At 60.3% G+C, this 23,360-nt stretch carries 22 protein-coding genes; 9 read left to right on the top strand and 13 right to left on the bottom strand.

Features of this window, described 5'->3' with window-relative positions; translation table 11 throughout:
- Positions 1-54: 54 nt before the first annotated feature.
- The 5 genes from ELQ88_RS21270 to ELQ88_RS21250 form a co-directional block, all read right to left on the bottom strand.
- Entirely contained in the window at positions 55-2,070 is a 2,016-nt protein-coding gene (locus tag ELQ88_RS21270; protein WP_228761545.1) for an acetoacetate--CoA ligase, read from the bottom strand.
- 170 nt (positions 2,071-2,240) lie between these two features.
- On the bottom strand, positions 2,241-2,984 hold the full coding sequence (locus tag ELQ88_RS21265) for a TetR/AcrR family transcriptional regulator C-terminal domain-containing protein (protein ID WP_138967562.1): 744 nt from the start codon (positions 2,982-2,984) through the stop codon (positions 2,241-2,243).
- Between the two features lie 139 nt (positions 2,985-3,123).
- Positions 3,124-4,440, bottom strand: coding sequence for an aminotransferase class III-fold pyridoxal phosphate-dependent enzyme (locus ELQ88_RS21260; protein WP_138967560.1), 1,317 nt, complete (start codon positions 4,438-4,440; stop codon positions 3,124-3,126).
- 37 nt (positions 4,441-4,477) lie between these two features.
- Positions 4,478-5,812, bottom strand: coding sequence for an amino acid permease (locus ELQ88_RS21255; RefSeq protein ID WP_138967558.1), 1,335 nt, complete (start codon positions 5,810-5,812; stop codon positions 4,478-4,480).
- Between the two features lie 463 nt (positions 5,813-6,275).
- Positions 6,276-6,638 carry an NUDIX hydrolase gene (locus ELQ88_RS21250; protein WP_138967556.1) on the bottom strand — a complete coding sequence of 121 codons (363 nt, stop codon included), beginning with the start codon at positions 6,636-6,638 and terminating at the stop codon, positions 6,276-6,278.
- 219 nt (positions 6,639-6,857) lie between these two features.
- Here ELQ88_RS21250 and ELQ88_RS21245 point away from each other — a divergent pair, with 219 nt between their 5' ends.
- The gene (locus ELQ88_RS21245) at positions 6,858-7,061 is read left to right on the top strand and encodes an SPOR domain-containing protein (RefSeq protein WP_128872098.1); all 204 of its coding nucleotides are present in this window, start codon (positions 6,858-6,860) and stop codon (positions 7,059-7,061) included.
- A 6-nt stretch (positions 7,062-7,067) separates the two neighbouring features.
- Here ELQ88_RS21245 and ELQ88_RS21240 read toward each other — a convergent pair whose 3' ends face one another.
- On the bottom strand, positions 7,068-7,343 hold the full coding sequence (locus ELQ88_RS21240; protein ID WP_138967554.1) for a hypothetical protein: 276 nt from the start codon (positions 7,341-7,343) through the stop codon (positions 7,068-7,070).
- Between the two features lie 90 nt (positions 7,344-7,433).
- On the opposite strand from ELQ88_RS21240, the gene ELQ88_RS21235 reads away from it, so the two are divergent.
- From ELQ88_RS21235 to ELQ88_RS21225, 3 genes are all read left to right on the top strand, one after another.
- Entirely contained in the window at positions 7,434-8,660 is a 1,227-nt protein-coding gene (locus tag ELQ88_RS21235; protein WP_138967552.1) for an RtcB family protein, read from the top strand.
- Positions 8,661-8,760: 100 nt separating this feature from the next.
- Positions 8,761-8,979, top strand: coding sequence for a hypothetical protein (locus ELQ88_RS21230; RefSeq protein ID WP_138967550.1), 219 nt, complete (start codon positions 8,761-8,763; stop codon positions 8,977-8,979).
- 71 nt (positions 8,980-9,050) lie between these two features.
- Entirely contained in the window at positions 9,051-9,386 is a 336-nt protein-coding gene (locus ELQ88_RS21225) for a hypothetical protein (RefSeq protein ID WP_138967548.1), read from the top strand.
- 3 nt (positions 9,387-9,389) lie between these two features.
- Here ELQ88_RS21225 and ELQ88_RS21220 read toward each other — a convergent pair whose 3' ends face one another.
- Complete coding sequence (locus ELQ88_RS21220) at positions 9,390-9,959, bottom strand: Rrf2 family transcriptional regulator (protein ID WP_138967546.1); 570 nt, start codon at positions 9,957-9,959, stop codon at positions 9,390-9,392.
- Positions 9,960-10,212: 253 nt separating this feature from the next.
- On the opposite strand from ELQ88_RS21220, the gene ELQ88_RS21215 reads away from it, so the two are divergent.
- From ELQ88_RS21215 to ELQ88_RS21200, 4 genes are all read left to right on the top strand, one after another.
- Entirely contained in the window at positions 10,213-11,415 is a 1,203-nt protein-coding gene (locus tag ELQ88_RS21215; protein WP_138967544.1) for an NAD(P)/FAD-dependent oxidoreductase, read from the top strand.
- Between the two features lie 256 nt (positions 11,416-11,671).
- Entirely contained in the window at positions 11,672-12,961 is a 1,290-nt protein-coding gene (locus ELQ88_RS21210; protein WP_138967542.1) for an FAD-binding oxidoreductase, read from the top strand.
- A gap of 26 nt (positions 12,962-12,987) precedes the next feature.
- Positions 12,988-13,542, top strand: coding sequence for an XRE family transcriptional regulator (locus ELQ88_RS21205; RefSeq protein WP_128872090.1), 555 nt, complete (start codon positions 12,988-12,990; stop codon positions 13,540-13,542).
- A 23-nt stretch (positions 13,543-13,565) separates the two neighbouring features.
- Positions 13,566-14,912: a glutamine synthetase family protein gene (locus tag ELQ88_RS21200; protein WP_138967540.1), complete on the top strand. Its 1,347-nt coding sequence runs from the start codon at positions 13,566-13,568 to the stop codon at positions 14,910-14,912.
- A gap of 351 nt (positions 14,913-15,263) precedes the next feature.
- Here the strand turns inward: ELQ88_RS21200 and folD are convergent, their stop codons facing one another.
- The 6 genes from folD to ELQ88_RS21175 form a co-directional block, all read right to left on the bottom strand.
- The gene (gene folD / locus ELQ88_RS21195) at positions 15,264-16,196 is read right to left on the bottom strand and encodes a bifunctional methylenetetrahydrofolate dehydrogenase/methenyltetrahydrofolate cyclohydrolase FolD (protein ID WP_138967538.1); all 933 of its coding nucleotides are present in this window, start codon (positions 16,194-16,196) and stop codon (positions 15,264-15,266) included.
- A 195-nt stretch (positions 16,197-16,391) separates the two neighbouring features.
- Positions 16,392-17,753: a cytosine permease gene (locus tag ELQ88_RS21190; protein WP_138967536.1), complete on the bottom strand. Its 1,362-nt coding sequence runs from the start codon at positions 17,751-17,753 to the stop codon at positions 16,392-16,394.
- A gap of 5 nt (positions 17,754-17,758) precedes the next feature.
- A complete protein-coding gene (locus ELQ88_RS21185; RefSeq protein ID WP_138967535.1) occupies positions 17,759-18,436 on the bottom strand; it encodes an isochorismatase family cysteine hydrolase in 678 nt (225 codons plus the stop codon).
- Positions 18,437-18,525: 89 nt separating this feature from the next.
- A complete protein-coding gene (locus ELQ88_RS34370; RefSeq protein WP_178084707.1) occupies positions 18,526-18,678 on the bottom strand; it encodes a hypothetical protein in 153 nt (50 codons plus the stop codon).
- 63 nt (positions 18,679-18,741) lie between these two features.
- Positions 18,742-19,785 (bottom strand): LLM class flavin-dependent oxidoreductase, encoded by a 1,044-nt coding sequence (locus ELQ88_RS21180; RefSeq protein WP_138967533.1) that lies wholly within the window; start codon positions 19,783-19,785, stop codon positions 18,742-18,744.
- 114 nt (positions 19,786-19,899) lie between these two features.
- Positions 19,900-20,385, bottom strand: a complete 486-nt coding sequence (locus ELQ88_RS21175) for a flavin reductase family protein (RefSeq protein WP_128872071.1) — start codon at positions 20,383-20,385, stop codon at positions 19,900-19,902.
- Positions 20,386-20,709: 324 nt separating this feature from the next.
- Here ELQ88_RS21175 and ELQ88_RS21170 point away from each other — a divergent pair, with 324 nt between their 5' ends.
- Complete coding sequence (locus ELQ88_RS21170) at positions 20,710-22,116, top strand: cytosine permease (protein WP_138967531.1); 1,407 nt, start codon at positions 20,710-20,712, stop codon at positions 22,114-22,116.
- Positions 22,117-23,360 lie beyond the last annotated feature (1,244 nt).

The raw sequence follows: 23,360 nt of genomic DNA, 5'->3' as shown, positions 1-23,360 counted from the left end.
TCCTGCACTGTGCATGGACGACAACCCTGCGATCCCTCCCGAGAGAGGCGCGGGTCAGAGCTGATAGTCGGTCTGGCGGCCTACGTACTCGATGAAAAAGTCCAGCGCTTGCGGATCACGCATGGCATTCCTGTTGGCAGCCTTTTCTACGGGGTGGCCCATCAGGATGCGGCGCACCGGCACTTCCATTTTCTTCCCAGTCAGGGTCATTGGGATCTGCGGCACCGCGTAGATGCAGTCGGGGACGTGGCGGGGCGTGCATTCGCGGCGCAGGCAGTCGCGCAGGCGTTCTTCAAGCACGGCGTCCAGGTGGGTCCCGGGTCGCAACTGGACGAACAACGGCATGAAGAATCCCCCCTTGGGCAGATCCAGGTTGACGATCAGCGCCTCTTCAACCGCTTCGATCCGCTCCAGCGCACGATAGATTTCCGCTGTGCCAATGCGAATGCCGAAACGGTTGAGCGTAGCGTCGGAGCGGCCCAGGACCTGGCAGCTGCCGCGGGCATTGAGTAAAAAGAAATCGCCGTGGCGCCATACACCCGGGTAGGTCTGGAAGTAGCTGTCAAGATAACGTTCGCCGTTGGGATCATTCCAGAAATACACCGGCATCGACGGCATGGGCGCGGTCACCACCAACTCGCCAACCTGACCGGTCAGAGGATCACCCTGCTCATTAAAGGCATGGGCGTCGACACCCAGGGCCCGCCCCTGGATTTCACCGGCATGCACTGCCAGTGTAGGAATGCCACTGACCAGTCCGGTGCAAATATCAGTACCGCCGCTGCCAGTGGTGACCCACAGGTCCGGCTTCAGATTGCGATAGAACCAGGCGTTGCACTCCGGTGAAAGCGGCGAGCCGACCGGCATGACGGTCCGCAGGGCCGACAGGTCGAAATCTTTGCAGGGGATGATTCCCTTGCGCTTCATCAATTCAATGTAGGTGGGGCTGGTGCCAAAGAAACTGGCACCGCTGTCCTGCACCATTTGCCACAGTACATCCGCTTGCGGCCAGGTCGGGTTGCCATCGTAGAGCACCGACCGTACGCCACACAGCAAGGTGCTGACCAGCGTGTTCCACATCATCCAGCCGGTGGTGGTGAAGAAAAACGCAGTATCCCCCCGACGTAGATCCATGTGCAGGTGCAGGGCCTTCAATTGCTCCAGCAAAATGCCGCCGTGGCTCTGGACAATGGCTTTGGGCAGGCCAGTGGTGCCGGAAGAAAACAGCACCCAGAGCGGATGCTCGAACGGCAGTTGTTCGAAGTGAAACTCAGTCGCCGCCACGGCCGGACGCTGGCGCAGCGAGTGCCAGCTGATGGCTTCCGGGATGCAGATGGGCGCCTGGGGAAACAACACCGGCAGAACGATGACCTGCTCGATACTCTCCAGCGTCTGCGCAATCTGCCGCACCTGCGCGCGACAATCATGGGGCTGCCCGCCGTAGCGGTAGCCATCGACGGCGATGAGAATCCTGGGACTCAGCTGGCGCACCCGATCCAGTACGCCGCTGGCGCCGAAGTCCGGTGAGCAACTGGACCAGACAGCACCGATGGCAGCGCTGGCGCATAGTGCGATCATGGTCTCGGGAATGTTCGGCATGTAGGCGACGATACGATCCCCGGGCTGCACACCCAGTTCCCGCAGGTAGGTGGCGAGGCTGCGTACCTGATCGGCGAAGTCTTTCCAGGACATGGCTTGCAGTCCATCGGACTCGCTCTGGTAGAGCAGCGCATCGGTATCGCCTCGTTCGTTGCGCAATATGTGTTCGGCGAAGTTCAGGCGTGCGCCGGGAAACCACTGCGCGCCGGGCATCGTGCGCCTGGCCAGCACGGCGCTGTGGCGCGCCGAAGACTGCACTTGAAAATGATCCCAGATCGATTGCCAGAAGGCATCCAGGTCGTTGACCGACCACGTCCACAATGCGGGGTAATCGGCAAAGTTGAGACCGCGCTCACGCTCCAGCCAATTCAGGTAACGGGTGAGATTAGTCTGTTGGATATGCTCCAGTGAAGGCTGCCACAACAACTGGCCCTGAATGACGGTATCGGAAGAAGGCAGCGTATTTGTCACGATAAAGGACCTCTGCTGTTGTTTTTATAGGGGCAACCAGCTGATGAGTTTCTTCAGGCGTGAGGGATCTTAATTATAAATTGTACGACGTACAATTAAATTTTCGCTGTTGGAAAAAATTGCCTTGAGCGGATTGTGAAGCGCCGCATGCCGCGGCGAATCACCCTCACCTACAGACGGCGCGCACTCGATCGCACTGCCATCGTCTCGAGCCCGGCAATGACGGTCTCGGTGTAGAACTCGAAGCTTTCATCCATCGACACGTGCACACCGTTTTGCCAGCGCAGCATGAAACTGCGGTTGCGCAGTTGGTCCAGGTTTCCTGCCAGGTTCGGGTGCTCTTGTGGATCGATTTGCCCAAGGCGTTCCTGGACCTGGTCCTGCCAGGCCGCAGTGTTTTCCGGCAGCGGTGCAAATTCTTGAGTGGTAAAGCCGGCGAGCGCTGCAATGAAGGTGTTGTAGGCACCGGCCAGCGATGGTCCGCTGAAACCCGCCTGTTGCAGTGCGGCCAGCGAGCCTTCGGCCAGGAGAAAATCACTGTTGGTGTTGGAGAACAGCTGCGCGCCGAGCAGTGGCGCAATGTTCGGGTGTCGCCGCACGGCATTGCGGCAGTTGGCCATGGCTTCTCGCAAATAGTCTTGCCAGTGCGCCTGTTGCACAGGCGCCGAATGGCTCAACACTTTGTTCAATACCTCTGCCAACAGCAACTCGCGGGAAGCGACATACCAGTAAATGGCGGTGGGGTAGGCGCCCAGCGCAGTGGCCAGGTGGCGCAGGCTGAATTTTTCAAGCCCGTCTTTATCGATCAGATCCAGCGCCGCTGTGACGATGGTCTCTTTGTTCAATACATTTTTCGGGTCGTCCCCGGCGGATTTTTTTCGTCTGCCTCGTGGGTTTTCGGATTTGCTGGTCATGGGTATTTCGTTCCGCGCTAGGCAAAGGCGAAAGAATACCGACTAAGGGATTCGCTGTCTTGGACAGGAAATCCCACAGGTTTTGAGGCGTGATCGTTTTCCGTGCGGGCAGCTTTTCCCCCGCACGGCGGCATGATTGTCAATCAGCCGGCAACCTCGCTCCGTATCGCTCAATGAAGCTCTGGACAGCGCCAACCAGTGCCGAGAATTCGCGTTCGCCCAGCGGCAGGCTCAGTGCGATCAAGCCGCGACGGGCGATGTAAATGCCGTTCTCGATCAGATGGAAAAAGAACAGGTCGCGGACGTGATTTCGATCCTGGGGAATGTCTGCCGGATGCCGAATATTTTTTGCTGTCGGATGCAAGTTCATCACCGATCCTTGCCCCGTGAACTGCAAGGGCGCCTTGGCCTGTGCCAGCACCGCGTTGAGTGTGGCGCGCAGGGCATCGCCCCTGGCATTGAGCGCCAATGCGGTTTCCTCCACGTACAACTGTTCCAGCCCGGCGATTCCCGCAGCCAGGGTCAGCACGTTATTGTTGAAGGTCCCTGCATGGGACAGAACCTGACGACGCGGGTCGAACTGCATCATGATCGAGTGCCTGCCCCCGAGCATGCCGCAGGGCAGGCCACCGCCCAGGTACTTACCCAAGGTGATCAGGTCCGGTGTGACCCGCAGTTTCTGCTGCAGGCCACCGGGCGCGAGGCGCGAGGTCATGACTTCATCGAAGATCAGCAGCGCGTCATGCGTCAGGGCCAGCTCGCGCAAGCCTTCGAGAAAGCCCGGAGCTGCACAGAGGCAGCCACCGGCACCGAGCATGGGTTCCACCAGGATCGCCGCAATCTCATCTCGATGTTCATCCAGAAGGCGTTCGACACTTTGCAGATCGTTGTAGTCCGCCAGGTAAACACGATGCGGGACGTTCATCGCCGTGGACGGACCCACAAAGTTCAGGGCGCCGCCGTGGTAGCCGCCGGAAAAGGCAATGATGCCGGTACGCCCGGTAAAGGCCGTCGCGGCGGCAAGCGCGAGCAAGTTGGCTTCGGTGCCGGAGTTGGTGAAACGCACTTGCTCGACGCAACTGAATCGATCAACGATCAGGGTCGCCAGTCTGGCTTCGAGTAGAGTATGCGCACTCAGGTTCATCCCGTTCGCCATGGCTTGTGACAGCGCCTGGGTAATGACGCTGTTGGAGTGACCATAAAGGGCCGCCGTGTATTCGGCGACAAAGTCGATATAGCAATGCCCATCCAGGTCAGTCAGGAAACAACCATGGCCGCCAGACATTGTCAGCGGGAAGGGTGGGTAAAACAGCACCGAACGGGTGTTGCCGCCGGGCATGACTCGAGCTGCCAGATCAAACTGGCGTGCACTGCCAGGATTGGCACGGATGAATCGCTCGATGCAGGCATCAAGCTCTGGTTGCAATACGTGATTGCAGGCCTCGATCGCAGACATATGGGACTCTCTGGACAACTAAACGGGGAGGGTGTGCCTAGTGGGTAACAGAACAGACAGATGCCGTTTTTTGCAGGTTCAGCCTGGAATACGCCAGCAACAGCAGCACAAACCAGGCAAAGGTCACGTAGTAGGCGGTACGGGTTTGCGGGTCCCAGGCGACCAGCACGGCCAGCACCGAAAGAAAGACCAGCACCAGCACGCTACTTGGACCGGCCCATGGCATGCGATAGGCCACGGCAGGCAACTCGCCTCGATTTACTTTTCGGCGATAGGCCAGGTGGGAAAGGATGATCACCATCCATACCCAGATCAACAGTCCCAGCACCCCTGTGATCAAGAGTCCGAAAATACTGTCCGGGATCATGTAATTGAGCAGCACGCCGACCAGCAACAGGGCGGTTGAAACCATGAGGCAGCGGGCAGGTATCTGGTTTCGACTCAGCTTTTGCAAACTCCGGGGTGCCTGTCCGGTATGGGACAACGCAAACAGCATGCGGCTGGTGGCGAAGAGGCCGGTGTTGCACGATGACGCCAGGGCGGTGATGACCACGAAATTGATCAAGCCGGCGGCGATGCCCAGGCCGAGGCTTTCGAACACCGTGACGAATGGACTTTGCTCGGTGCTGATCTGGTTCCATGGATAAAGCGCCATGACGATCGCCATCGATCCGATGTAAAAAATGAACATGCGCCAGATAATGCTGTTGATGGCCCTGGGCAGGGTGCGTTGCGGATTGGCCGTTTCAGCGGCGACGACACCTATCACCTCGACACCGGCAAAGCCGAAGGCCGCGACGGGAATCGCGTACAGCAGGCCGCTCCAGCCTTGGGGCAGGAAGCCCCCGTGGCGCCACAGGTTGGCAATTGAAGGTTGCGACGCTGCCGAGATGTCGAGGCCGAAGATCAGAATGATCACACCGGCGGCAATCAGGCCGACGATGGTCACCACCTTGATCAGTGCCAGCCAGAACTCGATTTCGCCGAATGCTTTGACATTGAACAGGTTGCTCGCCATCAACACGCTGGTGGTGATCAATGCGGGAATCCACTGTGGCACTTGTGGAAACCAATATTTCACCAGCATTCCGATGGCGGTGACTTCGACGATGCCCACCAGAATCCAGATCAGCCAGTATGACCAACCGGTGATGAAGCCTATGCGCGGCCCCAGGAACTCTTCGGCAAAGGCCGCGAACGAACCGCTGTTCGGACGGTAAAGCGACAGCTCGCCCAGCGCCCGGGCCACCAGGTAAATCATGAAGCCACAGATCCCATAGGCAATCAGCAAGGCAGGGCCTGCGTGGGCAATCGCCTTGCCGGAACCCAGAAACAACCCGGCACCAATGACGCCGCCGATGGCGATCAACATGACGTGGCGTTCTTTGAGAGACGTTGCCAACCCGTTGTTGGACGTTACTTGAGGCAGGTCTGCTATCGAAGAGTGATCAGGGTGCTTTAACGGTGAGTCGGGCATCATTATTCCCCCAGCTGCTTTCGCGGCCGTGCTCGAAGTGACCGATCGGAAGATCGGGGTAATTGTACGACGTACAATTAAGCAAATGCTGCGCCAATCAATCCGCCGATGGCGTCCGCGACGCCCAAGGAACTGTTTTTTAAAGCAGTATTTTTTTGAGGTGGCTCGGAATGAGCGAGGGCAACGAATTGAATGCACCCCACGGTGTCACCAGAAGACACAAAGTGTGGAAGATGCGCACTCAACGGGTTAACAGGAGCTCATGGAGGAGCGGCGTTCGAGCTTCGAAGGGAGGACGCTGACGCAATAGCGGGCGTTTACAATAAGTGGCGGTGCCGGGATTGATGCGGCCCGCCGATCAAAAGCGACGCCGAAACGCCTGGACGATCCTGAGCGTAGCGTCGCTTGTGTCCAGGTTGTGTATCGCGTCCAGCGGATACCAGATGCAATCGAAGATTTCGTTTTGCGGCCGGGCCTCTCCCGGGTTCAGCACCGAGGCCTCGTAGACGTGGTGTCGGGTACTGCCGGTTTGCAGCTCCATCAGATACAGCAGGCCGTCGATCCCCAGCCCGGTTTCTTCGTGAAGTTCGCGCATGGCCGCGCCCGCGATGGTTTCACCGCGCTCGACCTTGCCGCCCGGCAGCGTCCAGCGACTCTTGAGCTTGCGCACCAGCAGAATATGCCGGTCCTGCTCGCAAATGACGGTTGCGCGTACTTTCATGTGCCACTTGATCGCCTGTTGTCATGAATCAGACATAAGAATGCAATATTCCGGCCGGAACCGTCCCGATTGCTGCTTGATAGGTTGGAGTGGCGGGAGGCAGAGAAAGTGCAAACCGATTGCAACCACCGGCGCGACGTCTGGTCTGCATTTAAGTAAGGGGCGGGTGTAAGGTAATCAACTCAAAGGTGGCTGATCACTGCCGAACAGGAGGTAACCATGAGTGTTCCCATGCTCAACAAGATGCACATGAACGGTTATGACGTACTCAGCGTCAACAACGGCCCATGGCGGGTCTGCACCGAGGGTGACCGGCTCGGCGCGTTTGCCAGCAGGGAAGAGGCGCTGGCCTTTGCAGCCTCTCTCCCCGGTTACAAATCCCGGGCAAAAAAGCCCGCCACCAGTCAGAAAACCGATAAATAGTGCGCCTTAAGCCCCGGTTTGCCGGGGCTTGTCGTGTTCAGGCGGATTGTGCTCTTTTCGACTGATCGCCTTGGCCTTCACCTCTTCGGCATAGCCCGCCAAACGCTGTTCGTCGCCCTGGAACAGGTCGCACAAGCGTAGGGCTGCCTGTGCGTCTACATCATTGCCCGCCTGGCGCAACTGGTCCGCGATGCGCAAAAGCTCGACCGCCGACCATCGCAAGTCCGAGGCAACGCTTTGCAGGTCGCGACGAAGTTCGTTTTCCGATTCGTTAAGCCACATAATGCTCTCCTGATAAGCTCCGCTAAGAAATTTTAGTCCCATTTCGGCGGGGGAGCGTTAAGTTCGTCCGATACCTATAGAACCGCAATCATGCAAGCCTCTACCTGGCAATTGTTGGCAGTGCGTAACGGCAAGCCGATCAAGCTGTGGACCGAGGGCGTCCCGGTCGAGAGCGAAGCCCGGCAGCAATTGATCAACACCGCGAAGATGCCGTTCATCTTCAAACACCTGGCGGTCATGCCCGATGTGCATCTGGGCAAAGGGTCGACCATTGGCAGCGTGATCCCCACCGTGGGCGCGATCATCCCGGCCGCGGTCGGGGTCGACATCGGCTGCGGCATGATCGCCGCGTGCACCACGCTGAGCGCCGCCGACTTGCCCGACAACCTGCACGCGCTGCGCAGCGCCATCGAAAGGGCCGTACCCCACGGCCGGACACTGAGCCGGGGTCGCCGCGACGAAGGCGCGTGGCACAGCGTGCCAAGGCAGGCGGATCAGGCCTGGGCGGCGCTGGACCCGCGGTTCAAGGCCATCACCGCCAAATACCCGAAACTGGCCAGCACCAACAACCGCCACCATTTGGGCACGCTGGGCAGCGGCAATCATTTCATCGAGGTCTGCCTGGACGAGGCCGACAGGGTCTGGTTCATGCTGCACAGCGGCTCGCGCGGCGTCGGTAACGCCATTGGCAACCTGTTCATTCAATTGGCCCAGGCAGACATGCGTCAGCACCTGGCCAATCTGCCGGACCGCGACCTGGCCTACTTCGAAGAAGGCAGTCGGCATTTCACGGACTATGTCGAAGCGGTGGGCTGGGCCCAGGATTTCGCCCGGCAGAACCGTGCCTTGATGATGCAGGCGGTGATCGGGGCCACCCGGCAAGTGATCCACAAGCCATTCGAGGTCGCGCTGGAGGCCGTCAATTGCCATCACAACTATGTGCAGAAAGAGCGGCATTTCGGTGAGGACGTGTGGGTCACCCGCAAGGGCGCGGTGTCGGCAAAAAAAGGCGAACTGGGGATCATTCCCGGCTCCATGGGGGCGAAAAGCTTCATCGTCCGCGGCCTGGGCAACGAACAATCGTTCTGCTCCTGCAGCCATGGCGCCGGGCGCACCATGAGCCGTACCAAAGCGAAAAATACCTTCACCGTCGACGATCAGGTCCGCGCCACGGCCCATGTGGAGTGCCGCAAGGATGCATCGGTGATTGATGAAATACCGATGGCCTACAAGGATATCGACAAGGTCATGCAGGCTCAGCGCGAACTGGTGGAAGTGGTGCACACCCTGCGCCAGGTGGTCTGCGTCAAAGGCTAGGCGTGAAAGGCGCGTCCTTTTGTCGGGAAAATAACGCGAATTCGGCAGGTTGGTGTCGTATTGAGGTAGCCAATTACTTGCTGTGACGAGGCCCTTTCAAATGACGACTACCGATGATTTCAGATTTCATGCCCATGAGCTGATAGTCGATCTCGACGCGGCCACCACGGAAATGATGAAGCTTATTTCTGCTCATCAGCTGAGCGGCCCGGAATGGGAACGGGTCAGTCAATGGCAGCATGATGCCTACGAACGGTGGATGACCTATCTGAACGCCAGGTCTTATCCGGAATCGGATGATACAAATGCCCCGCACTGAGTTCTGCTCAATGGATGGATGTCTGATCAGCGACGCGCTACATTGCGTCCTTTTCAGGAAAGGGAAGCGTCATGCGAATGTTGATCGGGGCCTTGGGGGTGGCGTTGCTGGCGGGCTGTTCGTTGCCCGCGTCGGTGGTGCCGGGTGAACCGAATTTCAGCAAGTACAGCGAAAAACCGCCGAAGGAATACGCTGCCTGCGTCCTGCCGGCCTGGCAGCAAGTGGTGCCCAACTCGACTCAGGCGGGGATTTCCAATGGCTACCGGATCACGGCGCCGAGCATCATCACAGCCGACGAAATCCTCGATATCGTGAAATCCAAAGACGGCAGTCGCGTATCGCTGTATCAGGGACCGCCCTGGGCTAAATCAGCGGCGCTGCGCCAGGCTGTGCGCGACTGTCTGTAGGATTCAATCGCGGATCTCGTTCACCTGGATGAGTGTGTCGTCGCTTGCCTGAGCGTTTGCAGCGCTTTTCTTTTCCCGACGATCGCTCATCCAGTGGTCCACTTGCTCGCCGAATTCCGGCGGGGCCTTGCGCCCGACCTTGCGCGCCAGATCCAGAATGGTCTGCTGGGCGAGGGCTTCTTCCATGCGTTTCTGCGCCGTCATCATCACGGCATGCACCGCGCAGGGACCGGCCACCGCCCAGTCGGGCGTGGCGCCTTCGAACAACGCGCAGCGCCCACGAATCTCGCGGCAATCAAAGATGAGTTTCTGGCCGTCGACGGCATTGACGATATCGAGCACGCTGATTTCGTCGGCAGGCCTGGCCAGCTTGAACCCGCCGCGCACCCCCTCGGTCGCCACCACCAGCTTGGCCTTGGCCAGTCGGGTGAAGATTTTTGCCAGATAATCCAGAGGCACGCCTTGCAACTCGGCGAGGTCGCGCACACTCGCCTCCCGGGTGTCCCCGTGGTGACCCACCAGAAAAATCAGGCAATGAATGCCGTACTCGACGCCAGCGCTGTAAAGAGACATCGGTATCTCCGACTAATGTTGTCGCAAATATTAGCAGCTGGACGTGAGTCAGGCAACGCGCCTGGTACGCGCTCAATGGCAGGGCGCGCCATAGTGATGCGGCTGCTTAGAAATCGAATACGTCGATAGCAACCATCACAAAAAAACCATTGCGCGAAGTAACTCGGATCAATACAGTCGTAGTTGTTCGGTCGGCACTGACAGGTGTGCGACCGCTTGCGAACTCATCATTGGTCTTCCCCCGGAGTTGAAAATGAAACAGCACATTCTGGTAATCGGCGCAGGTTTCGGTGGCATGTGGACGGCGTTGAGTGCGACCCGCCTGTTCGATATCCATGCTCACAACGACGTTGAAGTCACCGTGTTGGCCCCGCAGGCCGAGCTGCGCGTTCGTCCGCGCTTCTATGAACCGAATGCGCACCAACTGGCGGCACCGATCGGCGAGCTGTTCGAGGCGGTCGGCGTCAAGTTCATCAAGGGCGCTGCGGACTCCATCGATGTGCAGCAAAAGCGGGTGGGCTACCTCGATGCTTCGGGCACCCGCCACACTTGCAGCTACGACAAACTCGTTCTGGCCACCGGCAGCCGCCTGGCACAGTCCAGCACTCCGGGTGTGACCGAACATGCGTTCGACGTCGACCAGATCGAACAGGCCATACGCCTGGAAAACCACCTCAAATCCCTGGCCGACCAGCCGCACAGCAAAGCCCGCAACACAGTGGTCGTCGCCGGCGGTGGCTTCACCGGGATTGAAACGGCGACCGAAATGCCGGCCCGCTTGCGGGCGATCCTCGGTGACGAGGCCGATATCGAAGTGATCATTGTCGATCGCGGGGAGAAAATCGGCGGATCCATGGGGCCGGAGATCGCCAGGTCGATCGAAGAAGCCAGTCTCGAGACGGGGGTGAAATGGCACTTGCGAGCCTCGGTGGTCGCCATCGACGCCGATGGGGTGGACCTGAGTGACGGCCAGCGCATCGACGCCAGCACCGTGATCTGGACCACCGGCGTGCGCGCCAGCTCGCTGACCGAGCAGATCCCCGCCGAACGCGATCATCTGGGCCGGCTGCACGTGGACAGCCACCTGCAAGTCATCGGCCAGGACGACATCTTCGCCACCGGCGATGTCGCCTACGCCGCCACTGACGACATCGGCAATTACGCCTTGATGACTTGCCAGCACGCCATCGTGTTGGGCCGCCACGCCGGCAACAACGTCGCCGCGCAGATCCTGGGGGTGGACCCGACGCCGTACCGCCAGCCCAAATACGTCACCTGTCTGGACCTGGGGGCGTGGGGCGCGGTGTACACCGAAGGCTGGGATCGCCAGGTCAAGCTGGTCAGGCAGGAAGGCAAGGCGCTGAAGACCCAGATCAACACCCAGTGGATCTACCCACCGCTGGCCGATCGCGAAACGGCCTGGGCCGCTGCGGATCCGCTGATCCCTATCGCATGACAGGCCCTGTAGGAGCTGGCTTGCCAGCGAAGGCGGTGTCACAGGCAACAATGATATTGAATGTGCCGGCCCCTTCGCTGCGGTGCGGCGATCCGACAAGGCGCACTTGAGTCCATCGCCAGCAAGCTGGCTCCTACCGTTATCGGTATTTCCCAGGATGGCGTGAATAGCCTTTTTCCGGCTGAAAGGTTGCGGCTGTGAAATTTAACCTGTATTTTTTCATGAAATTATAAATATAAAATTTCATGAGGCCCGCATGTTTCAACAATCCACCCGGCACGTCGACAGTTACTACGCCCACAGCTGTGCGGATCTTTTAGTCGATCGAGCGGCCCTGGAAGGGGAGCAGGACGCGGAAGTGTTGATCATCGGCGCCGGCTTCAGCGGCCTGCATACCGCGCTGCGACTGGCCTTGGCCGGCAAGCGCGTGACCGTGCTGGAAGCCAGCCGGGTGGCATGGGCCGCGTCGGGACGTAATGGCGGCCAGGCCATTCTCGGTTGGTCGTGCGACATGCCGCCACTGGAGGCGGCGCTGGGCCATGAACGGGCGCGGCGCTTGTGGGAGGGCATGCGCTGGGCTGCGCGGGAGTTGCGCGCGTTACCGGCACGGCATGCTTTCGAGTGTGATTATCGGGCGGGTCATCTGTGGACGTCGGTGATGCCGCGGCGGGTCAAGCTGCTCACTGAGTGGCAGCATGAGGCCAGCCACAAATGGGGCCACGACGGGTTGCAGTTCATCCCCCGTGCGCAGTTGCCGCAATGGGTCGCCAGTGAGCGCTATCAGGCAGGCCTGTTCGATCCGGAAGGCGGGCACCTGAATCCGTTGAAGCTGGCACTTGGCCTGGCCGCCGCGATCGAGCGTGCCGGTGGCAAGATTCATGAGCAGAGTAAAGCCTTGAGTTATCGCGAAGCGGGCAATCAGTACGTGGTCACCACCGGGCGCGGCCGCATTCGGGCCGACGTGTTGGTGCTGGCGTGCAACGCTTATCTCGATCGGCTGGAGCCGAAGCTGTCGAGTTGTGTATTGCCGGTCGGCACCTATCAGGTGGCCACGGCGCCGCTCACGGCACAGCAGGCGAGCGCGCTGTTACCGAGCAATGTGTGCGTCACCGACAATCAGTTCGTGCTCGATTATTTCCGCCGCACCCCGGACAACCGCCTGCTGTTCGGCGGTGGCTGCACCTATCTGGGCGGAATGCCCCGGGACATCGCCGCCGCGACCCGGCCCTGCCTGGAGCGTGTGTTCCCCCAGCTCAAGGGCGTCGAGCTGCAATTCGCCTGGGGCGGACACATCGACCTGACCCTCAAGCGCACCCCGGACATCGGTCGACGGGGCGAACTTTATTGGCTGCAGGGGTATTCGGGGCACGGCGTACTGCCGACGCTGGCCGGGGCCCGCGCAGTGTCGGACGCGATACTGGGGCAGCCGGATGAGCTGGAGTTGTACCAGGGATTGGTCAACGGCAGTTTCCCCGGCGGAAAATACATGGCGGCGCCACTGGAAGCCATCGGCAAGGCCTGGTACCGACTGCGCGACAGCCTTTGAATTGCACCCTTTCTGGAAGCCTTTGGATGGACATGCAAGAAGAAATCTCGGCGCTGGCGATCCTGATCCAGGACCTGCGCAAGCACAAGAAATACACGCTCAAGGATTTGGCGGACAAGATCGGTCGTTCCGTGGGCTTTCTCTCCCAGGTCGAGCGCGGATTGTCACGGCCGACGGTGGCGGACTTGACCGCCATCAGCGAAACCCTCGGCGTGCCGACCACTTATTTCTACAGTCTGCCCAAACCCATGGCCCTGCGGTGGGTGACCCGTCCGGACGAGCGTCGCACCCTGTATTACGCCGACGGCATCACCGACATCCTGGTCTCGCCCAAGATGCGCGCCTCGTTCTCGATGCTGGAAAGCCAGCTCGAGCCCGGCGCCAGCAGCGGTGACCGGCACATGAATGACAGCTCGGAGCAGGGCGGTTATGTCCTGGAAGGCGAGCTGACGTTATGGCTGGCTGACGACGAGCCGGTCACCTTGCAGGCTGGCGACAGTTTTCAACTGGCCAGTCATGCCCACTGCCGCTACGGCAACCTCTCGGACCGACTCACCCGCGTGCTGTGGGTCTACACCTGATGACACGACAAGGACTATCAACGATGGATGCTGTCTGCTCCGATCTGCTCGCCGAAGTTCGCACCTTCCGCCAGCGTTACCCGGATGTGCGTTATGTGGACCTGATCTCCCTGGACATTCCCGGGCATTTCTACGGCAAGCGCTACCCGATCGAGATGCTGGAAAAGGTCGCTGCCGGCAGCGCCCTCAAGCTGCCGCAGAACTGTGTGTTGCTGGGGACTCAAGGGGGGCTGTTCAAGATTGGCGACTACTGTTTCAACGACGGCGATCCGGATGCGCCCCGGCGCCTGGTGCCTGGCACCTTGAAACGGGTGGGTTGGGAAAAGCAGGCGCTGGGGCAGATGCTGATCACTTCGAGCGGCACGGAACAACCGATTGTCTTCGAACCGCGGGAAGTATTGGCGCAGGTGCTGGAAAGGCTCGGGCGCAAAGGGATTTTCCCGGTGGTGGCGTTCGAGCTGGAATTCTATCTGTTCGATCGACAGTTACAGGGTGGCCTGCCCCAGTTTCCGCGCGATCCGCTGAGCGGCGATGCGGACGACCAGCCAAACATGCACATCGAGCGCCTGTCGCGATTTTCCGCGGTGCTCGATGACATGGTCGAGACCGCGCAGGCGCAAGGCATCGATGCCACGGTGATCACTGCCGAGCTGGGCCCTGGCCAGTTCGAAATCAACTTCGGTCACCTCGATGACGGTCTGCGCGCCGCAGACTGGGCGGCCCTGTTCTGCCGCAGCACGCGGGGCGTGGCGCTCAAGCATGACTATCGCGCCAGCTTCATGGCCAAACCTTATCTGCACCATCCGGGCAACGGCATGCATGTCCATGTCAGCCTCTACGACGAGGCGGGGAATAACCTGTTGGCCGTCGACGGGCAGCAGGCGCTGCGCCATGCGGTGGCAGGCTGTCTTGAGGTATTGCCCCATTGCATGCCGATCTTTGCCCCGAATCACAATGCCATGCGGCGCTTGAGCGGCACGGTGAACGTCGCGACGCGGGCCAGCTGGGGCTTCGAAGACCGTGACGCCTGTCTGCGGGTGCCCGAATCGGATGAGCGGAACCTGCGGATCGAACATCGCCTGTCAGGTGCCGATGCCAACCCTTATCTGGTGCTGGCGGCGATTCTGGTGGGGCTGGAACAGGGACTGCAAGCCGGTCGCGAGCCGATCGCACCACTCAACGAAGACCGCAACAGCGGTATCGATTTTCCGCTGGAGATGCTCGAAGCGGTGCAGTCGATGCAACGCCATGCGCCGTTGCGCGAGGGGTTGGGCGCGGAGTTCGTGGATGTCTACTGCGAGAACAAACGGCAGGATCACCTGGCGTTCATGCAGGACATCAGTGCGCGGGAATACCGTTGGTTTTTGTAGGTCGCCTTAAAAATAGTGTGGATATTTAAGGGCTTGGAGATATTAGTAACTGGATGGTTAGCTAAAATATCTTGTTACAGTCAGAAATATTGCGTAATATTCGCCCCGCGTTCACCACCACGGTTTATGCATTTTTAAGTCCCGGGCGTCCATCAGCTGCCCGGGATTTTTTTTGCCCGGGATTTTTGGCCGAAGGCGGCCTGACAGCCAAACCATCCCTGCGCATGTACCTGATCACTGTAGGAGCTGGCTTGCCAGCGAAGGACGTCAACGTTGACGTGTTTCTCCTGAATAAACGCGTCGCCCTTTAGACCTTCGCTGGCAAGCCAGCTCCTACAGGTTGAAATGCACTCAGTTCGACAATGGCACACTGACCGACAGCAACCCGCCAAGGCCTGCCGTACGCTGCAACTGGCTGGCAATCAGCGTGTTCTTCAGCAAATACGCAATGGTCATCGGCCCAACGCCCCCGGGCACCGGCGTGATCGCGCTGGCAACGGTGCGCGCACTGGCGTAATCGACATCGCCCACCAGGCGCGGGCCGGATTCGCCGGCAATCCGGTTGATCCCGACATCGATCACCACGGCCCCGGGCTTGAGCCAACTGGCATCGATCAACTGTGGTCGACCCACCGCAGCAACAACGATGTCCGCCATTCGACACAGCGTCGGCGCATCGACACTGCGCGAGTGCACCACACTGACCGAGCAGTCGGCCTGCAGCAGCAGGGTCGCCATCGGCTTGCCGACAATATTCGAGCGACCGATGACCACCGCATGCAAGCCACTCAACTCACCGCAGGTTTCACGCAGCAGACGCATACAGCCGCTGGGTGTGCAGGGCGTCAGGACTTCGATGCCTTGCACCAGGCCGCCGACGTTTTCCCGATGAAAACCGTCCACGTCCTTGATCGGGTGGATGGCATGAATCACCGCCTGCTCGTCGATATGCGCCGGCAAGGGCAACTGCACCAGGATCCCGTTCACCGTGGCATCGGCGTTCAATCGTGCAATCAGCTCCAGTACTTCGCGCTGGCTGGCACTGTGCGCCAGACGGTACTCCAGGGAGCGGATGCCGACCTCCCTGGCCCGTAGCAGTTTGTTGCGCACATAGACTTCGCTGGCCGGGTCTTCACCGACGAGCAGTACGGCGAGGGCCGGGTAGATCTGCTGGCTGGCGAGGGCCAGGACTTCTTCCCGAACCTCGTCGAGAACCCGGGCGGAAATGGCTTTGCCGTCGATATCGCGGGCAAGGGCAGGGGGGGGGCTGAGCAAAAGAGTCACCGTCGTCTTGATTGATAAAGGGGCGAAGTGATCATCGAGGTGTCGTTGCGACGCCGATGATCCATCACAGACCCGCAGGCAAGGGGGCTCAGGCTACCAGTTGCTGGCCATGCACCACCAGTCCAGCCGCAATCAGGGTGACATAAGGCCGCCGGCCGGCGAGTCGGGCCGGCAGCCTGGTTTTTCAGCCGTGGATCAAGACAGTTCGCCGACCCCGTGGGCGCGCTTGCCGAGTTTCATCAACCCGTAGTAACTGAAGGCGGGCACCAGCAGCCCGACCAGCCAGGCCAGGTCGACGCCGTCAAGCGCGGTAGCGACGGGACCGACATAGAACGTGGTGTTCATGAACGGGATTTCCAGGGCTATCGCCAGCAGGAAACTGCCGCAGGCGATCCAGTTGACGCGCCCGTAGATCCCGTCCAGGTCGAAGATGTCGGCGATCCGGTACTGGCCTTTGCGCAGGCAGTAGTAGTCCACCAGATTGATCGCCGTCCAGGGGATCAGGAAGTAGCTCATGAAGAAGATGAAGTTGAGGAAGAAGTTGATGAAGTCATCCTGACTGATGGTGCACAAGGCCGTGGCCACCAGGCTGATCACCAGCATGAACAGGCCGCGCACCCGCGGCGTCACCTTGAGCCGGGTAAAGGGTTCGATCACGGTGATGGTCGACATGAAGGCGCCATACAGGTTGAAGACGTTGATCGACACCTGGCCATACAGGATGAAGACGAACAGCAGCAACGCGCCGCTGCCGAACAACCCGGCGACATGACTGCCGACGTTACTGGAGAAATCGCTGATGCCGACGCTGAGCATCGCCCCCAGAATCATCATCCATGCCCCGCCGCTGACCGTGCCGGCATAGCTGTACCAGAACACCTTGGCGGTCGGCGTGTTGCTCGGCAGGTAGCGCGAGTAGTCGGCCACATAAGGCGCATAGGACAGTTGCCAGGTCACGGCAATGCTCACCGCCACCAGGAACTTCGATAGCGAAAAGCCCGTCGGCAGCCATTGTTCGGCGGGGATCGGCAGTTGCAACGCGAGCAGCGTGGCCGCGACGAACACCAGCAGCGAAAGCAGCGACAACAGCTTCTGCAGGCGATGGATCAGCCGGTAGCCAAACAGCGCGACGACGAAGCACAGTGCACCGATCAGGTAGATATTACCGGTGGCCGGCAGCGGGCTGACCGACTCCATGGCCTGGGCGGCGAGCAAGGTATTGCTGACGAAGAATCCCAGGTAGATCAGCATGACGAACAGCAGCGGCAACACCGCCCCCAGCACACCGAATTGCGCCCGGCTCTGGATCATTTGCGGAATACCCAGTTTCGGTCCCTGGGCGGAGTGGGAGGCCATGAAAATCGCCCCCACCAGCGAGCCGACAATAATCGCCAGAGCACTCCAGAACAGGTTCAGCCCCATGACCACCGGCAATACGCCGGAAGCGATGGTGGTGATGTTCATGTTGGCGCCGAACCAGATGAAGAACAGCGAGCCGGGTTGGCCGTGGCGTTCAGCCTCGGGGATGAAATCGATGCTGCGTTTTTCGACTTGCATGGCGATCACTCCTGGGTCTGGACGAGGCGGGTTTGCAAACGGGCGATGGTGCTTTCCAGTTGGTGGGGCTGGTAGGCGAATTCATCCGGCTGCCCGGGGACCAGGCTCAAGTAGTCTTCACCCTCGAGGGCGCGCAGGCATTGCTCGCCGGTGAGGATTTCCAGAGCGTAGACCCAGTTGGCCATGATCAGCAGTGCCGAGTAGTGCCCGGCCAGCGTGGTCGTGGTGCAGGCGTCGCTGACCAGGCGAATGGCATAACCCAGGGCGAAGGCATCGAACACCGTGCTCAGTACACAGACATCGGTCAACACGCCGCAGACGATCAGGGTGTCGACTCCAAGCGCCTTGAGTTGATTGTCCAGGTCAGTGCGGTGGAAGGCGCTGTAGCGACCCTTGTCGACGACGAGTTCATCGGGCCGCGGTGCCAGGCGCTCGATGATTTCCACTTGCCGGGTACCGGCGCGATAGCTGCTCGGGCCGCCGTCGGCCGCACGTGGTTCGCCGCGCGGCAAATCACTGCCGTCGGCCTGATTGATGTGGCGGGTATAGATGACAGGGACCCGCCGACGGCGGGCGGACTCGAGCAGGGCGGCCGTATTGGCCAGCACTGGGTCGAAATTTTCCAGGACGAAGCCGTCCTCTTGCTGCATGTCGATGATCAACAGCGCGTTATTGTTGTTCATTGGGCAAACCTGATCATGGGCCGGAACACATTGCACCGGGCACGCCGCGCGATGGCGCGACGTGAGGTGCGTGGAGTCTTGTTCGGGGCTCAGTGAACTATTTGCCAGAAGCCGTTCTGTTTGGCGGAAACGCTGGCGCTCAGGCGCTTGAGATGGATATGCGAAGCGGTCCATTCGCCGCGCAGGTAAGCCTGCTCGGCACCGGAAGAAAGTGTGAGTGATGGGAGACGACCATTGAGCATCGGAATCGACCCTGCACGTCAGTCAACCCCCGGGCTTCGCGTCCCGGGGATCGGTGGGTGGGCTCAGCGGAACGCCGGGACCACGTGTTTGATAAACAGCTCCAGGGATTTTTTCTTCTCCGCGTGGGGCAGGCTGTTATCGCACCAGAAGCTGAACTCGTCGACCCCCAGTTCCTGGTAGTACTTGATGCGCGGGATGATTTCTTCCGGGGTCCCGATCATCGCGGTCCTGTGCAGGCTCTCGAGTTGGAACTCCGGGCGCTCGGCGAACTTCTCTTCCGGGCTCGGTTCCAGGAAGCCGTTGACCGGCGTGGTCTTGTTGCCGAACCAGGCGTCGAAGGTGCGGTAGAAACGCGAGATGGCCTTGGCCCCGACTTTCCAGCCCTCGGGATCGTCGACCGAGTGGACGTGGGTGTGGCGCAGCACCATCAATTGTGGGCGCGGCACGTCCGGGTTGTTGTCCAGGGCCGTCTGGAACTTGTTCTTCAGGTCGAGGACTTCTTCGTCGCCTTTCATCAGCGGCGTGACCATGACGTTGCAGCCGTTGGCCACTGCGAAGTTGTGCGAATCCGGGTCGCGGGCGGCGATCCACATCGGCGGGTTGGGCTTCTGGATCGGCTTGGGCACGCTGGTGGACGTCGGGAATTTCCAGATATCGCCGTCGTGGGCGTAATCGCCTTGCCACAGGGCGCGCACCACCGGAACCATTTCCCGCAGGGCCTGACCACCGGAGGACGCAGGCATGCCGCCGGCCATGCGGTCGAACTCCACCTGGTAGGCACCGCGGGCCAGCCCGACTTCCATGCGGCCGTTACTGATCACATCGAGCAGGGCGCATTCGCCGGCGACCCGCAACGGGTGCCAGAACGGCGCGATGATGGTGCCGGCGCCGAGGTGGATGGTGGTGGTCTTGGCGGCCAGGTAGGCCAACAGCGGCATCGGGCTCGGCGAGATGGTGTATTCCATGGCGTGGTGCTCGCCGATCCAGACGGTGCTGAAACCACCGGCCTCGGCCATCAGGGTCAGTTCGGTCAAGTCTTCGAACAGCTGACGGTGGCTGACACTTTCGTCCCAACGTTCCATGTGCACGAACAGGGAAAACTTCATGACGCTTACCTCGGATCTTTTGTTGTCGGCCTGTCGACTGCGGGCCTGTTGATTATTGGTATACCGTAATACGATACGGCGGCAAAATGTTTCTCGGGTCGACCGGTTCCGGGGTCAGGCGAGAACGGGCAGGGCACCCATCTTGCCGTGGCAGTACACCAGCGGGCCGGCATTGTGCTGGGGCACGATGAGGTTCTTCACCGCGCCGACCATGATCGCGTGATCGCCGCCTTCATATTCGCGCCACAGTTCGCATTCGATCACCGCCGTGGCGTTGGCCAGAATCGGGTTGCCCAGCTCGCTCAAGGTCCATTCGATGCCCTGCGCCTTGTCCTTGCCTTTGCGGGCGAAGGCATAGGCTTCGCTCTGCTGGCCGCCGGACAGGACGTGAATGGCAAAGCGTTTGTTCTTGATCAGCACGGGGTAGGAATCGGAGCTGTAGTTGGGGCAGAACAGCACCAGGGCCGGGTCCATGGACAGCGAACTGAACGCGCTGGCGGTCAGGCCGACAATCTGGCCATCGTCATCGAGCGTGGTGATCACGGTCACACCGGACGGAAACGAACCCATCACTTGTTTATAGATGGCAGCATCGATCATGGGACGGTCCTCTGGCGGTGTGGTGCGGTTTTTATGTGTTTGTAGGTCTGATGGTATACCGTAATACATAGTTTGCAAGCGCTTTTTCCTCCAGCCGATAAACGTGAGTATCAGGCGGTAAAGCCAATGATTCCGGGCCTTGAAGCGCGATCACGCTGGCGGTCACCCGTCAGGAATGCGCATCAGATGCCGGAGAAAAGAGCGGCTCAGCCTTGTACAAAGTTTGGAATACCATAATATGGTCGGCATCTGAGGGGTCGCCACGAAGCACCCCCGGTTTGGCTTCGTACAACTATAAGATCAGACAAACTCGAGTTCATGCATATGTCCCAGATGTCCCGGCAAGACCCCCTGATCGAGAATCACACGGTCGATTACGTCCCACTCGCGGAACGCCATGGGAAGGCCCGCGATCTGTTCACCCTATGGTTCAGCACCAACATCGCACCGCTGCCCATTGTCACCGGCGCCATGGTGGTGCAGGTGTTCCACCTCGACCTGTTCTGGGGGCTGCTGGCGATTGCGCTCGGCCACATGATCGGCGGCCTGGTGATTGCCCTGGCATCGGCCCAGGGCCCGCGCATGGGAATTCCGCAGATGGTGCAGAGCCGCGGCCAGTTCGGCCGTTATGGCGCGCTGCTGATCGTGTTCTTCGCGGCGCTGATCTATATCGGTTTTTTCATCTCCAACATCGTCCTCGCTGGTAAATCGATCGTCGGCATCGCGCCGTCGGTGCCGGTACCGGCGAGCATCCTTATCGGTGCTTTGAGCGCCACGGCGATCGGGGTGATCGGCTACCGCTTCATCCACACCCTCAACCGCATCGGCACCTGGGTCATGGGCAGCGCCTTGCTCGCCGGGTTCCTCTACATCTTCGCCCATGACCTGCCGGCGGACTTCTTCAGTCGCGGCGGTTTCAACCTGTCCGGCTGGCTGGCGACGGTGTCGCTGGGCATCATCTGGCAGATCAGCTTCTCGCCTTATGTGTCGGACTACTCGCGTTACCTGCCGGCGGATATCGGCATTGCCAAGCCGTTCTGGGCCACTTACCTGGGGGCGACCCTGGGCACCATCCTGTCGTTCACCTTTGGTGCGGTGGCGGTGCTGGCGACCCCGGAAGGCACCGAGGCGATGGCCGCGGTCAAGCAATCCACCGGCTGGCTGGGGCCGATCCTGATGGTGCTGTTCCTGCTCAACATCATCAGCCACAACGCCTTGAATCTGTATGGCGCGGTGCTGTCGATCATCACGTCGATCCAGACCTTCGCCAGCCAGTGGACACCGAGCATCAAGGTGCGGGTGGTGTTGTCGAGCATTGTATTGGCGGGCTGCTGCGTGGTGGCGCTGGGTGCTTCGGCGGACTTCATATCGCAGTTCATCGGTTTGATTCTGGCGCTGCTGCTGGTGCTGGTGCCTTGGGCTTCGATCAACCTGATTGATTTCTACCTGATCAAGCGTGGCAGCTATGACATTGCCTCGATCTTCCGGGCGGATGGGGGGATTTACGGGCGGTTCAATCTGCATGCGATCGTGGCGTATTTCATCGGGATTATCGTGCAGTTGCCATTTGCCAATACCTCGTTGTATGTCGGGCCCTATGCCAATTTGATTGAAGGGGCTGACTTGTCGTGGCTGGTGGGGTTGGTGGTGACTTGTCCGCTGTACTACTGCCTGGCGACGCGTGGGCAGGCTCAAGATCTCAAGGCCGCCAGGCTCGGTTATACCGACTGATCGAAGCTTGGCTGAAATGCTCTGGAGCCATTGTGGGAGCGAGACCGGCTTGCCGGCGAAGGCAGTCTGGCAGGCGACCTCTGTTTTTTGACCGAGTACATATCCGTTTCTGTGGTCATGGCGACTTAGGGTTCCGCCCTTACGGCGGGTCACTTGGAAAAGCCCCAAGTAACCAAGGGCTCTTGCCCCTTTCGTTCGGTGCCTCGCTAGTGCTCGGCATGCCCTCGCTCCGGTCCTGCTCCGTGGGCCCGCCGCCATCGGCCATCCATGGCCGGGGGCGGCTAACCCGGCATCCATGCCGGGTTGCCCACTGCGCAGAACCTGCGCTCGGCCTCTCGAGGGGGCGTACACCGCAAAAGCAAAAGCAAAAGCGAGGCGGCCTACGGGCCGACCTGGCTCTCTGATCCGCATGCAGTTCAAATTGTAGGCGCTGGCTTGTCGGATCGCCGCCCCGCAGCGAAGGCGTCCACTCACTGGTGACTGTATCGACTGAGCCACCGCTTTCGCTGGCAAGCCAGCTCCTACAGGTCTTGTGCCAGCCCTCAATCCCGAGCCTGGCACCGATCCCTGGTAGGAGCTGGCTTGCCAGCGAAGGCGTCCTTCCAGACGAAAAAAATGTTGCCTGACCCACCGCTTTCGCTGCGGTGCGGCGATCCGACAGCCAGCTCCTACAGGTCTTGTGCCAGCCCTCAATCCCGAGCCTGGCACCGATCCCTGGTAGGAGCTGGCTTGCCAGCGAAGGCGTCCTTCCAGACGAAAAAAATGTTGCCTGACCCACCGCTTTCGCTGCGGTGCGGCGATCCGACAGCCAGCTCCTACAGGTCTTGTGCCAGCCCTCAATCCCGAGCCTGGCACCGATCCCTGGTAGGAGCTGGCTTGCCAGCGAAGGCGTCCTTCCAGACGAAAAAAATGTTGCCTGACCCACCTTTTTCGCTGCGGTGCGGCGATCCGACAGCCAGCTCCTACAGGTCTTGTGCCAGCCCTCAATCCCGAGCCTGGCACCGATCCCTGGTAGGAGCTGGCTTGCCAGCGAAGGCGTCCTTCCAGACGAAAAAAATGTTGCCTGACCCACCTTTTTCGCTGCGGTGCGGCGATCCGACAGCCAGCTCCTACAGGTCTTGTGCCAGCCCTCAATCCCGAGCCTGGCACCGATCCCTGGTAGGAGCTGGCTTGCCAGCGAAGGCGTCCTTCCAGACGAAAAAAATGTTGCCTGACCCACCGCTTTCGCTGCGGTGCGGCGATCC

This window comes from Pseudomonas sp. MPC6 (assembly GCF_006094435.1).
Taxonomy (GTDB): Bacteria; Pseudomonadota; Gammaproteobacteria; order Pseudomonadales; family Pseudomonadaceae; genus Aquipseudomonas.
This window is presented reverse-complemented; position numbering and strand designations above follow the sequence as displayed.

Coding starts and splice junctions, on each gene's coding strand:
- ELQ88_RS21175 (WP_128872071.1), bottom strand. CDS start 20,385: ATGATCGATGCTGCCATCTATAAACAAGTGATGGGTTCGTTTCCGTCC.
- ELQ88_RS21230 (WP_138967550.1), top strand. CDS start 8,761: ATGACGACTACCGATGATTTCAGATTTCATGCCCATGAGCTGATAGTC.
- ELQ88_RS34370 (WP_178084707.1), bottom strand. CDS start 18,678: ATGCTCAATGGTCGTCTCCCATCACTCACACTTTCTTCCGGTGCCGAG.
- ELQ88_RS21210 (WP_138967542.1), top strand. CDS start 11,672: ATGTTTCAACAATCCACCCGGCACGTCGACAGTTACTACGCCCACAGC.
- ELQ88_RS21225 (WP_138967548.1), top strand. CDS start 9,051: ATGCGAATGTTGATCGGGGCCTTGGGGGTGGCGTTGCTGGCGGGCTGT.
- ELQ88_RS21200 (WP_138967540.1), top strand. CDS start 13,566: ATGGATGCTGTCTGCTCCGATCTGCTCGCCGAAGTTCGCACCTTCCGC.
- ELQ88_RS21185 (WP_138967535.1), bottom strand. CDS start 18,436: ATGAACAACAATAACGCGCTGTTGATCATCGACATGCAGCAAGAGGAC.
- ELQ88_RS21205 (WP_128872090.1), top strand. CDS start 12,988: ATGGACATGCAAGAAGAAATCTCGGCGCTGGCGATCCTGATCCAGGAC.
- ELQ88_RS21190 (WP_138967536.1), bottom strand. CDS start 17,753: ATGCAAGTCGAAAAACGCAGCATCGATTTCATCCCCGAGGCTGAACGC.
- ELQ88_RS21215 (WP_138967544.1), top strand. CDS start 10,213: ATGAAACAGCACATTCTGGTAATCGGCGCAGGTTTCGGTGGCATGTGG.
- ELQ88_RS21245 (WP_128872098.1), top strand. CDS start 6,858: ATGAGTGTTCCCATGCTCAACAAGATGCACATGAACGGTTATGACGTA.
- ELQ88_RS21235 (WP_138967552.1), top strand. CDS start 7,434: ATGCAAGCCTCTACCTGGCAATTGTTGGCAGTGCGTAACGGCAAGCCG.
- ELQ88_RS21220 (WP_138967546.1), bottom strand. CDS start 9,959: ATGTCTCTTTACAGCGCTGGCGTCGAGTACGGCATTCATTGCCTGATT.
- ELQ88_RS21255 (WP_138967558.1), bottom strand. CDS start 5,812: ATGTTGATCGCCATCGGCGGCGTCATTGGTGCCGGGTTGTTTCTGGGT.
- ELQ88_RS21240 (WP_138967554.1), bottom strand. CDS start 7,343: ATGTGGCTTAACGAATCGGAAAACGAACTTCGTCGCGACCTGCAAAGC.
- ELQ88_RS21170 (WP_138967531.1), top strand. CDS start 20,710: ATGTCCCAGATGTCCCGGCAAGACCCCCTGATCGAGAATCACACGGTC.
- ELQ88_RS21250 (WP_138967556.1), bottom strand. CDS start 6,638: ATGAAAGTACGCGCAACCGTCATTTGCGAGCAGGACCGGCATATTCTG.
- ELQ88_RS21265 (WP_138967562.1), bottom strand. CDS start 2,984: ATGACCAGCAAATCCGAAAACCCACGAGGCAGACGAAAAAAATCCGCC.
- ELQ88_RS21180 (WP_138967533.1), bottom strand. CDS start 19,785: ATGAAGTTTTCCCTGTTCGTGCACATGGAACGTTGGGACGAAAGTGTC.
- ELQ88_RS21260 (WP_138967560.1), bottom strand. CDS start 4,440: ATGTCTGCGATCGAGGCCTGCAATCACGTATTGCAACCAGAGCTTGAT.